The 10,504-nt window shown below is 69.6% G+C and carries 9 protein-coding genes; 1 reads left to right on the plus strand and 8 read right to left on the minus strand.

All coding sequences use genetic code 11. From position 1 onward, the window contains the following. Positions 1–246: 246 nt before the first annotated feature. From dnaQ to D103_RS0113275, 3 genes are read right to left on the minus strand one after another with little or no spacing between them, the layout of a single operon-like run. The gene (dnaQ, locus tag D103_RS0113265; RefSeq protein WP_018877124.1) at positions 247–957 is read right to left on the minus strand and encodes a DNA polymerase III subunit epsilon; all 711 of its coding nucleotides are present in this window, start codon (positions 955–957) and stop codon (positions 247–249) included. An 11-nt stretch (positions 958–968) separates the two neighbouring features. After that, the gene (gene rnhA / locus D103_RS0113270; RefSeq protein WP_018867128.1) at positions 969–1,430 is read right to left on the minus strand and encodes a ribonuclease HI; all 462 of its coding nucleotides are present in this window, start codon (positions 1,428–1,430) and stop codon (positions 969–971) included. Next, a complete protein-coding gene (locus D103_RS0113275; protein ID WP_028485091.1) occupies positions 1,423–2,184 on the minus strand; it encodes a hypothetical protein in 762 nt (253 codons plus the stop codon). The genes rnhA and D103_RS0113275 overlap by 8 nt, the downstream gene beginning before the upstream one ends. Between D103_RS0113275 and D103_RS0113280 the strand changes: the two genes are divergently transcribed. Then, complete coding sequence (locus D103_RS0113280) at positions 2,183–3,763, plus strand: LysM peptidoglycan-binding domain-containing protein (protein WP_026280372.1); 1,581 nt, start codon at positions 2,183–2,185, stop codon at positions 3,761–3,763. The two genes, D103_RS0113275 and D103_RS0113280, sit on opposite strands and share 2 nt — an antisense overlap. Before the next feature lie 91 nt (positions 3,764–3,854). Here the strand turns inward: D103_RS0113280 and D103_RS0113285 are convergent, their stop codons facing one another. The 5 genes from D103_RS0113285 to mutL all read right to left on the minus strand — a co-directional run bounded on the left by D103_RS0113285 (position 3,855) and on the right by mutL (position 10,313). After that, positions 3,855–5,279: a rhodanese-like domain-containing protein gene (locus tag D103_RS0113285; RefSeq protein WP_018877125.1), complete on the minus strand. Its 1,425-nt coding sequence runs from the start codon at positions 5,277–5,279 to the stop codon at positions 3,855–3,857. Positions 5,280–5,720: 441 nt separating this feature from the next. Further along, positions 5,721–7,052 (minus strand): ribosome rescue GTPase HflX, encoded by a 1,332-nt coding sequence (gene hflX / locus D103_RS0113290; protein ID WP_018877126.1) that lies wholly within the window; start codon positions 7,050–7,052, stop codon positions 5,721–5,723. Positions 7,053–7,070: 18 nt separating this feature from the next. Further along, positions 7,071–7,325: an RNA chaperone Hfq gene (gene hfq / locus D103_RS0113295; RefSeq protein WP_018141991.1), complete on the minus strand. Its 255-nt coding sequence runs from the start codon at positions 7,323–7,325 to the stop codon at positions 7,071–7,073. 127 nt (positions 7,326–7,452) lie between these two features. Continuing rightward, on the minus strand, positions 7,453–8,421 hold the full coding sequence (gene miaA / locus D103_RS0113300; RefSeq protein WP_018877127.1) for a tRNA (adenosine(37)-N6)-dimethylallyltransferase MiaA: 969 nt from the start codon (positions 8,419–8,421) through the stop codon (positions 7,453–7,455). After that, positions 8,421–10,313: a DNA mismatch repair endonuclease MutL gene (gene mutL, locus D103_RS0113305; RefSeq protein ID WP_018877128.1), complete on the minus strand. Its 1,893-nt coding sequence runs from the start codon at positions 10,311–10,313 to the stop codon at positions 8,421–8,423. Before mutL ends, miaA begins: the two co-directional genes overlap by 1 nt. Between the last annotated feature and the right edge of the window lie 191 nt (positions 10,314–10,504).

Below are 10,504 nucleotides of genomic sequence, written 5' to 3' on the forward strand. Positions count from 1 at the left end.
CCTCGGAGCGAGGGAAACCCCGGCCCGCACAGCGGGCCGGGGTCGCGGCAGTCGGGCGTGTTTCTTGGTGACTTCTTTGCACGAGCAAAGAAGTCACTCGGGGCGCGCTGGCGAGTCAGCGCACGGCAGTATGTGGACCGGAGCCACCGTAAACACCAGACGACGAACCAGGGCCAGCCACCACGAGGCAGGCGGCCGAGCGAAGGCACCAGAAGGCCGGAAAAGCTCCGCCGCCGGACGACGGAATCAGGCGTTGGCGCGCCAGCGGCAGGCGCCGCCGGCTGCCTCGTCGAGGGTCTGCAGGAGCGCCTCGTGCGCCGCCTGCTCCTCCGGCGTCGGCTCGATCACCGGAAGCGGCTTGCCCGAACGCCGCGCCTGGACGGGCCCGGCCGCGGCGTCGCCGTCACCCCCGGCATCCAGCGTCAGCGCCACCTGCCCCCCGGTCATCGCCAGATAGACATCCGCCAGCAACTCGGCATCGAGCAGCGCGCCGTGCAGCGTACGCTCGGAACCGTCCACCTCGTAGCGCTTGCACAGCGCATCCAGGGAGTTGCGCGCCCCGGGATGCATGCGCCGCGCCATCACCAGCGAATCCAGCACGGTGCAGACCTCGGCCACCTCGGTCGCCGGCGCCGCATCGCCCAGCAGACGCAGTTCATGGTTGATGAAGCCGACATCGAACGGCGCGTTGTGGATGATCAGCTCCGCACCACGGATGAAATCGACGAACTCGCCGGCCACGTCAGCAAAGCGTGGCTTGTCGGCGAGGAATTCGTTAGTGATCCCGTGGACCTCGACAGCGCCGGCGTCGATCTCGCGGTCCGGCTGCAGGTACTCGTGGAGCTTGCGCCCGGTCGGACGGCGGTTGTCCAGCTCCAGACAGCCGATCTCGATGATGCGGTGGCCGTCGGCAGGCTCCAGGCCCGTGGTCTCGGTATCCAGCACGATCTGGCGCATCGCGTTACCCCTCAGTTCTCGATCGGTTCACCGGCCAGCAGGGCGTCGATGCCCGCATTGGCCAGTTCATCGGCACGTTCGTTCTCCGGATGGCCGCTGTGGCCGCGCACCCAGTACCACTCGATATCGTGACGCTGGGCCTGCGCGTCCAGCGCCTCCCACAGGTCGCGGTTCTTGACCGGGGATCCGCTGGCGGACTTCCAGTTGCGCCGTTTCCACCCGGGCAGCCACTCGGTCACGCCCTGCTTCACATACTTGGAATCCGTGACCAGTTCCACCTTGCAGGAGCGTTTCAGGGCCTCCAGCGCGCGGATGGCGGCGGTCAGTTCCATGCGGTTGTTGGTGGTCTCCGCCTCGGCGCCGTAGAGCTCGCGCTCGCGCCCGCCGAAGCGCAGGATCGCGCCCCAGCCGCCGGGACCGGGATTGCCGCGGCAGGCCCCGTCGGTATAGATGTACACACGTTCGTCAGCCATGCGTTCGGCGGGCTCCGGAATGATCGGTGCGCGAGGATACCAGCCCCGGCCGCATCGCGGGGTTGGGCATCGCGAAGCGGAACCGCTGTGCCGGGCGCAGGGGCATGTCCACACGTTTGTGGGCGACGGTCAGGATCATGCTGGCCAGCGGTGGCAGGCCGCGCAGGGTCCAGGCGTCCATGGTCGCCAGGCGCTTTTGCCAGGCGGCGGGCAGCCCCGGCGGGAGCAGGCTCAGGCTCCACTGATCGAGGACCTCCAGATCCGCCGCCTCCAGTAGCTCGCGATACTGGCGCCGGCGCAGTCCCTCGGGCACCGGTGAGGCGCGCACGCCGTTGCGCCCAACGTGCTGCAGGCGGTTGCCCTCCAGCAGAAACACGCGCCCCTCGGGTTCCAGCACGCGGGCCGCCTCGGCCACCACCGCCTCCGGATGGTCGCTCTGCGCGCAGGGATGGGCCAGCACGATGCGCCGGGCGCAGTCGGACTCCAGCGGCCAGGCCTCCGGGTCCATGCGCAACACCGGATGCGTCGAGGCAATGCGGACCAGCGGCGCCTGCAGGGCGTCGCTGTCCTCCAGGATCGGCACCGGGGCCAGCTCCACGGCCAGGTCGCCGGGGCCCGGGTCACCGTAGCGACGAATGCGTTCCAGAAAGCGCTCGCGGACCCTGCGCCCCTGGGGCTGGGCGTACCAGTGCGCCAACCAGTTCAGGAACGGGTCTTGGTGATCCCCCATCTCTGGTTTATCCTCCAGCGCCATGAAACCACGCCTCCACTCGCGGCTGACCACCGCCATGACCCTGGGCCTGACGGCACTCTTCGCCTCTGCCTGTAGCCTACACGACTCCGAGCGCACGCTGGATACCTCGGCGGCGGATCAGCCCATCGTGGAACCGCGCACCACCGAGGATGTGCAGGCCGCGATGGAACGCCAGAGCCGCGACGCCGCACAGCGCGCCGCCGAGACGGATGACCTGTGGGAGCGCGCGCGCCTGGGCTTCGGCTTCAACGATGCGCTGGACCACGAACGCGTGGAGCGCTACATCCAGCACTACCGCGACCACCCGCGCATTATCGAACACAGCACTCGGCGGGCGGAGCCCTTCGCCTACTTCATCCTGTCGGAGATCGAGGCGCGCGACATGCCTGCCGAGCTCCTGCTGTTACCGATCGTCGAGAGCGGCTTCGTCGCTCAGGCGACCTCGCGCAGCCGCGCGGCCGGGATCTGGCAGTTCATGCCGGCCACCGGCGACTACTTCGACCTCGCGCGCGACCACTGGTACGACGGGCGCCGCGATGTCTACAAGTCCACGCTGGCCGCGCTGGACTACCTCCAGGCCCTGCACCGCCGGTTCGACGACTGGTACCTGGCGCTGGCCGCCTACAACTACGGCCAGGGCAACATCCAGCGCGCGATCGACCGCAACGCCGCACGCGGCGAGCCCACCGACTACTGGAGCCTGGACCTGCCCGCCGAGCCCACCGCCTACATCCCGCGGCTGCTGGCCCTGCGCCACCTGTTCCTGGACCCGGACAGCCACGACATCGCCATCACGCCCATTGCCAACGAGCCGGCCCTGGAGATGATCGAACCCGGTCGCCAGGCGGACTTCTCGCTGATCGCGGAACTCGCCGACCTGGACACCGAGACCCTGAAGCAGCTCAACCCGGGCTATCACCGGCACGCCACCCATCCCGGCGGCGCGCAGCACCTGTTCGTCCCGCGCGAGGCCCTTCCGGTCCTCGAGACCGCGCTGGAGACACGCGATGACGAACCTCTGATCCGGTTCCGGGAGTACACCGTGCGGGCCGGCGACAACCTGGGCCGGATTGCCGAACGCACCGGCACCCGGGTGGCGGTGCTGCGCGACATGAACAACCTGAACGGCGACCTGATCCGCGCCGGGCAGACGCTGCGCCTGCCAGCCAGCGCCTCCGGCGAGGACACCCCGGTACAAGTCGCCGGCGACAACGGCCAGCCCGCCGAGGATTACGAGGTCCAGCCGGGTGACAGCCTGTGGCATATCAGCCAGCGCACCGGCATGTCCATCGGGGCGCTGCGCGCCGCCAACGGTCTGGAGCCAGACGCGATCCTGCGCCCGGGCGACACGCTGAAGGTCGTGCGCGCCGATCCCGAGCGTGGCCCCGATGGCCGGCGCGTCGAGTACGAGGTCCGCCCCGGCGACTCCCTGTCGACCATCGCCCGTCGCCACCAGGTCAGCATCGGGGATCTGCGCCGCTGGAACGGGCTGAACGGCGACGGCATCCGCGCCGGCGAGACCCTGACCCTGTACCTGGCCAGCGCCGACCGGGAGACCCTGGCCCAGGGCGACGCCTGAAACAAGGCGCCCCACGAAAAAGCCCCGGGCAGGACCCGGGGCTTTTTCGTGGGGAAGCGGGCGGCGCCTGCCGCCCGCGCGACACCGGAGATCAGGCGGCCCGGCGATCGCCCTCGCCGCTGGCATCCACTCGGTCCCAGGCCTGCATGCCACCCACCACGTTGTACACCTGGTGGTAACCCAGGCGCTGGAGGATGGATCCCGCCACGGTGGAGCGGTAGCCACTGCCGCAGACCACCGCCACCGGCTCGGCCTTGTCGATCCCGGGGATGCCGGTGCGGGTATCGGCCACCGGCTGATTGACCGCGGCCTCCGCATGGCCGGCCTCGAACTCGGAGACGGCCCGAACATCGACCAGGCGCAGGCGCCCGTCGGCGATCGCGGTCCGCGCCGCCGGGGCATCCAGCTGGGCAAGCGTGGCCAGGGGCAGGCCGGCACTGGCGTATGCCGCCATGCCGCCGCGGACAAAGCCCTCGATATAGTCACGGCCGGTGCGTACCAGCTGGCGCACGGCCTGCTCGATCACCGCGGGATCCCCGTTCCGGTCCACCAGCACGATCGGGGTATCGTCCGGCGTGACCCAGCCGGCCCAGTTGGCGAAACCACCGTCGATGCCGATGCCCAGGGCCCCGGGGATATGACCGCCGCCAAAGGCCAGCGGATCGCGCAGGTCGATCACCGTCACCTCGCCGGCGGCGGCACGGCTCGAAACCGCGTCCGGGTCCAGGGCCGTCATGCCAGGCAGCGGGATCACCGCCTTCGGCCCCTCGGAGTTGATCCGCTTGTTGCGCGGATAGAAATCGGGGATCGGCGGCAGCCCGTTCAACAGCTGGTGCACAAAGGCGTCCTCGTCCAGCGACGGATCCAGGTACGGGTTGGTCCGACGCTCGTAGCCGAGCGTGGAGACCGGCCGACCGGCCATCCCGGCGCCACAGGCGGAGCCGGCACCGTGGCCCGGATGCACCTCGACCCCGTCAGGCAGATCCGCCAGCTTCTCGCGCACGCTGTGGAACATCTGCCGCGCCAGCGCCTGCTTGGCCTCCTCGCCGAGCAGGTCCGGCCGACCCAGGGAGCCCACGAACAGGAAGTCACCGGTGATGATCGCGATCGGGTCCTCGCCGGAGCGGGCCCCGTCATAGACCACGAACATCAGGTGTTCCGGGGTGTGCCCCGGTACATGGCGGGTCTCGATGCGCACATTGCCGAGCTGGATCACATCCCCCTCGACCAAGTCCTCGTGCGGGAACTGCACCTGGAAATGCTCGCCCGCATCGTGCCCGGACAGCAGCAGACGGGCGCCGGTCTTGTCCGCGAGTTCGCGGGCGCCGGAGGCGAAATCGGCGTGGATGTGGGTATCCATCACGCGGGTGATGCGATAGCCGTTGCGTTCGGCATAATCCAGGTACACGTCGACGTCGCGCTGCGGATCGATCACGGCGATCTCGCCGCTGCCCTGGCAGCCGACCACGAAGGAATGCTGGGACAGACCGGGATCGACAAAGCGTTCAAATATCATGCGGAACTCCTCGCGTTGGCTTTTGCATGAATGTCCGACTATTTTGGTCAGGTATTAGCGCAAAAGTTCCTGGCCACGCGACCCCGCACACCGGGAGCGCCCTCGATCCGCCGGCTGTATCCACCACGAAGCTCACGAAGGCACGAAGGAGGTCAAGGTCAAAAGCGTATTAACCACAGAGGACACGGAGTTCACGGAGAAAATCGAAAGATCTTCAGCCGATTAGATGGGAGCCGGTGTGTTCAACCCCGCTCGGGTGAGCGGCGAAGCCCCTGAGTCATGCTTGACCAGAATGGCCCCTTCTCTGTGTCCTCCGTGCCCTCCGTGGTGCAATCGCCCTTGACCTTCTTCGTGCCTTCGTGAGCTTCGTGGTGACTCTTGCTGATCGACAGAAGAGGAAGCGCTTGGCGATGGCGATCGGTGCCGAGGGCCGCGACTGGGTTACGCGGGGGTATCGGATTCCCGAGGTTCCAGGCGGGTCGCCTCCGGGTCCAGGCCCGCGGCGCGGAAGAGCTGTTCGAAGCGGCGTTGCGGCAGGTGCAGGCGGAGCTGGATCGATCCGTCCGGCGTGGTCTGTTCGGCCTCCACGGCCTTTTCCTCGTAGAGCTGGGCACGCAGCCGACCGGCCGCGGCCGGCAACTCGAACCAGCCCTGGGTCATGGACTCGGTGAAGGTCTCGGCCAGGCGCTGTTCCAGGCGCGCCACGCCCTCGCCGGTACGGGCCGACAGCCAGAAGGCGTCATCCGCCAGGCCGAAGCGCTCGTCCGGATCCTCGGCCGGGTTCTCCAGCTGGTCGATCTTGTTGTAGACCCGCCAGCAGGGCACGTCCTCGGCACCGATCTCCGCGAGGACCTCCTCGACCTGGCGGATGCGCGCATCGCGCTCCGGGTCGGCGGCGTCGATCACGTGCAGCAGCAGGGCCGCCTCGCGGGTCTCGGTCAGGGTCGCCTTGAAGGCAGCGACCAGCTCGTGCGGCAGGTCGCGCACGAAGCCCACGGTGTCGGCCAGGATCAGTGACTGGTGCGGCGCCAGGTCCAGGCGCCGCAGGGTCGGGTCCAGGGTCGCGAACAGCTGGTCCGCCTGATAGACGTCGGAATGCGTCAGGCGATTGAACAGGGTGGACTTGCCGGCGTTGGTGTAGCCCACCAGCGAGACCGTGGGGATCTCGTTGCGCAGGCGCGCCTGACGGCCCTGTTCACGGGTGCGCTCCACTTTCTCCAGGCGCCGCTCGATATGCTTGATGCGCCTGGCCAGCAGACGCCGGTCAGTCTCCAGCTGGGTCTCCCCCGGGCCACGCAGGCCGATCCCGCCCTTTTGCCGCTCCAGGTGGGTCCAGCCGCGCACCAGGCGCGTGGACATGTGGCGCAGCTGCGCCAGCTCCACCTGGAGCTTGCCCTCGTGGGAACGGGCGCGCTGGGCGAAGATGTCGAGGATCAGCCCCGAGCGGTCCAGCACCCGGCACTTCAGGTGGGCCTCGAGGTTGCGTTCCTGGCTGGGCGACAGGGCGTGGTTGAAGATCACCACGTCGGCGCCGGTGGCCTCCACCGCCTCGCGGATCTCGTCGGCCTTGCCGGCCCCGACAAACAGTTTCGGGTGCGGCCGGTCGCGGGAACCCCGCACCACCGCCTGGATCTCGGCCCCGGCGGAACGCACGAGCTCGTCGAACTCCTGGGCCTGGGCCTCGATATCGGGGTTGTCCCCGATGTTCAGCGCGACCAGGACGGCCGCGTTGCCAACGGCGGCCTCGCCGCCGCTCTCCGGACGCTCAAACAAGCCGGGGACCCGTCGTCATCAGGACTCGGCCTCCGCGGAGGCGGCCGCCTCGCCCTCGAGATTCATGTTCACCTGCCGGGCCGGGACGATCGTGGAGATGGCGTGCTTGTACACCATCTGCGAGACCGTACTGCGCAGCAACACCACGAACTGGTCGAAGGATTCGATCTGCCCCTGCAGCTTGATCCCGTTCACCAGGTAGATGGAGACCGGGATCCGGTCCCGGCGCAGCGCATTCAGGAAGGGTTCCTGCAACATTTGCCCTTTGGCCATCGGTGCGTTCCTTGATCGTTATTATTGGTTCGCGAGCCGCGCGAACGACTCTTTGCCGGCCCGCCGGTCGGCTTACCTGAAGCGTAGCATACCGGCTGCGGGTCGCCGTTCAACGCCCGGTCCGGCGTTATCCGGACGTCACCGCCGTCGCCGGCGCAGTACGAGCCGCGTCGATCGCCTCCAGGGCCTGCGACAGATCCGCGTGCTCCGCGTTCAGCCGCGCATGCAGCGGAAAGCGCCGCAAGCCGGTGAGCTGGCGCTTGGCCAGTTGCCGGGTCGCGGCGATGGCGCGTTCGCGAAAGGTCGCAAAGTCGTACTCCCCCGCCAGCCACTGCCAGCCCTGGCGATAGCCCACGGCCCGCTGCGACGGGTGCTCTGCGGTCAGTCCGGGCCGCCGGGTCAGGGCCATCAGCTCGTCGACGAATCCCGCCTCGAGCATCGCGTCGAAGCGCTGGGCGATCCGCGCCCGCAGGCGCTCCCGGTCCTCCGGCCACAGCGCCAGCGAAACCCAGCCGGCCGGGACCTGCGCGGCCGCCCCCTGCTGGAAGCTCGACAGCGGCCGCCCGCTCGCCGCATAGACCTCCAGCGCGCGCAGGATGCGTTGCGGATCGTTCGGATGGATGCGCGCGGCCGCAGCCGGGTCCACATGGGCCAGTTCGGCATGCAGGGCCGCGGCACCCTCGTGCGCCAGGCGGGCGCGCACGGACGCGCGCACCGTGTCCGGCACCGGCGGGATCGGGTCGAAGCCGTCCAGCAACGCGCGCAGGTACAGCAGCGTCCCGCCCGCCAGCAGCGCGACCCGGCCGCGCGCATGGATGGCGTCGATCGCCGCGCGGGCATCGCGGGCGAAATCGGAGGCGTTGTAGGTGTCCTCCGGGTCGCGGATATCCAGCAAGTGGTGCGGGACCCGGGCCCGCTCAGCCGCGTCGGGCTTCGCCGTGCCGATATCCATGCCGCGGTAGACCAGCGCGGAATCCACGCTGACGATCTCCGCGTCCAGGGCCTCGGCCAGCGCCAGCGACAGCGCGGTCTTGCCGCTCGCGGTGGGGCCGGCCAGCAGCACGACTGGCGGCCGGCCCGCTTCCAGTCCGGCCATCAGCGCCCTCGCAGGAACAGGCGATCCAGCGCCGAGTGGTCCAGCTCCACCCAGGTCGGGCGACCGTGATTGCACTGGCCGGAACGCTCGGTGGCCTCCATGTCGCGCAGCAGCTGGTTCATCTCGGGCAGGGTCAGGCGCCGTCCCGAGCGCACGGAACCGTGGCAGGCAATGGTGCCCAGCACCGCGTTCATCGCGCCCTCGGCCCGATGGCTGTAGCCCACCGCGGCCAGGTCGGCCAGCACGTCGCGCACCAGCTGGGCCGTATCCTGCCCGCGCAGCAGGGCCGGCGCCGCACGCAGGGTCAGGGCCTCCGGACCGGCCCGGTCCAGCTCGAAGCCAAGCCCGGCCAGGAGGTCGGCGCGTTCCTCCGCCAGTTCCGCCTCGGCCGGGGTGACCTCCAGGGTCTCCGGTACCAGCAGCGGCTGCGAGGTCACTCGCGCCCCCTCCCACTCGCGCTTGAGGCGCTCGTAGGTGAGGCGCTCGTGGGCCGCGTGCATGTCCACCACGATCAGGCCACGGGCGTTCTCGGCCAGGATGAAGGTCTCGGCCACCTGGCCCAGTGCGAACCCGAGCGGCGGCATGGAGTCGGCATCCGGGTCCGTCGCGGATGCCGTCGGCGCGGCGGCCGACGGCTGTTCGTAGGCGGCTGGTCGGGCCTCGGCCACCGCCGACGCCCCGCGGAACTCGGCCCAGGCCGCGCCGAAGCCCGGGTCGCGCCCGGACGGCTCCGGTCGCGCTTCGCGGGGCGGCGCGTACCCGCCATACCCGCCACCGGTGCCCGGCACGCCGAGCCCGGACAACGGGCGGTCCGTCGGTACCGGGCGGGACGCCTCCTGGCCTGCGAAGGCCGGCGCTCCCCGCGACTCTGGCACCGCGGCGGCATGCCCGGCGTCCCCCGGGCGCAGGCCCGCCAGCGCCTTGTGCAGGCTGTGGAAGATGAAGTCGTGGACCATGCGCGATTCGCGAAAGCGCACCTCCTGCTTGGTCGGGTGCGCGTTCACGTCCACCTGGGTCGGATCCAGCTCCAGGTCCAGTACGAACATCGGATGGCGGCCATGGTAGAGCACGTCCTGATAGGCCTTGCGCACGGCCGCGGCCAGCACGCGATCGCGGATCGCACGGCCGTTGACGAAGAAGAACTGCTGGTCGGGCTGGGCCCGCGACTGGGTCGGCGAGCCGAGCCAGCCGGACAGCGCCAGCCCGGCGCGCTGCTCGTCCACCGGCGTCGCGTGCTCCAGGAAGGCATCGCCCAGCAGGGCGCGTACTCGTTCGGCCGGGTCTTCGGTGGCCGGCAGGTCCAGGGTCACGCGATCATTGTGGCGCAGGGTGAAGGCCACCTCGGGGCAGGCGACGGCCTGGGTGCGGATCACGTTCTCGCAGTGGTTGTATTCGGTGCGTTCGGTGCGCACGAATTTGCGCCGCGCCGGGACGTTGAAGAACAGGTCGCGGACCTCCACCGTCGTGCCCACCGGGTGCGCCGCCGGTGCGGCCTCGCGAAAGACGTCGGAGCCGTCCCCGGTCAGGCGCCAGCCATTGCGCTCGCCGTCGACCATGGAGGTCAGCGAGAGCCTGGATACGGAGGCAATGGACGGCAGGGCCTCGCCGCGGAACCCCAGGGTGTGCAGGGCCTCGAGGTCGTCCATGCAGGCGATCTTGCTGGTGGCGTGGCGCGACAGGGCCAGCGGCATCTCGTCGCGATAGACCCCGCTGCCGTTGTCGCTGATCTGGATCAGCCGGACACCACCCTGCTCCAGGCGCACGTCCACTCGCGTCGCGCCGGCGTCCAGGGCGTTCTCGAGCAGTTCCTTGACCACCGAGGCCGGGCGCTCGATCACCTCGCCGGCCGCGATCTGGTTGATCAGTTGTTCGGAGAGCTTTGCGATCGCCACGGGCGACACCTGGGGACAGAAAACCGGGTGCCTAGCCTAACCGGGGCGGCGCCGGAGTGCCTAGGGAGACGCTGATTGAATCGCACGTCCGCGTTGGTGCCCCCTGTTTTCCGAGACAAGGCGCGTCGTGCAGCGGGTAGTGGTTCTACCCGCAAGCGGCGCAACGCAGGATCGGGGAACAGGGGGCACCA

Origin of the sequence: Thioalkalivibrio sp. ALE31 (assembly GCF_000377405.1) — a bacterium.
GTDB lineage: Bacteria > Pseudomonadota > Gammaproteobacteria > Ectothiorhodospirales > Ectothiorhodospiraceae > Thioalkalivibrio.

Excerpts from the sequence above, each read along its gene's own strand:
- dnaQ (WP_018877124.1), bottom strand. The coding sequence starts at position 957 with ATGCGCCAGATCGTGCTGGATACCGAGACCACGGGCCTGGAGCCTGCC.
- miaA (WP_018877127.1), bottom strand. The coding sequence starts at position 8,421 with ATGGCCGGACTGGAAGCGGGCCGGCCGCCAGTCGTGCTGCTGGCCGGC.
- D103_RS0113280 (WP_026280372.1), top strand. The coding sequence starts at position 2,183 with ATGAAACCACGCCTCCACTCGCGGCTGACCACCGCCATGACCCTGGGC.
- rnhA (WP_018867128.1), bottom strand. The coding sequence starts at position 1,430 with ATGGCTGACGAACGTGTGTACATCTATACCGACGGGGCCTGCCGCGGC.
- D103_RS0113285 (WP_018877125.1), bottom strand. The coding sequence starts at position 5,279 with ATGATATTTGAACGCTTTGTCGATCCCGGTCTGTCCCAGCATTCCTTC.
- hfq (WP_018141991.1), bottom strand. The coding sequence starts at position 7,325 with ATGGCCAAAGGGCAAATGTTGCAGGAACCCTTCCTGAATGCGCTGCGC.
- D103_RS0113275 (WP_028485091.1), bottom strand. The coding sequence starts at position 2,184 with ATGGCGCTGGAGGATAAACCAGAGATGGGGGATCACCAAGACCCGTTC.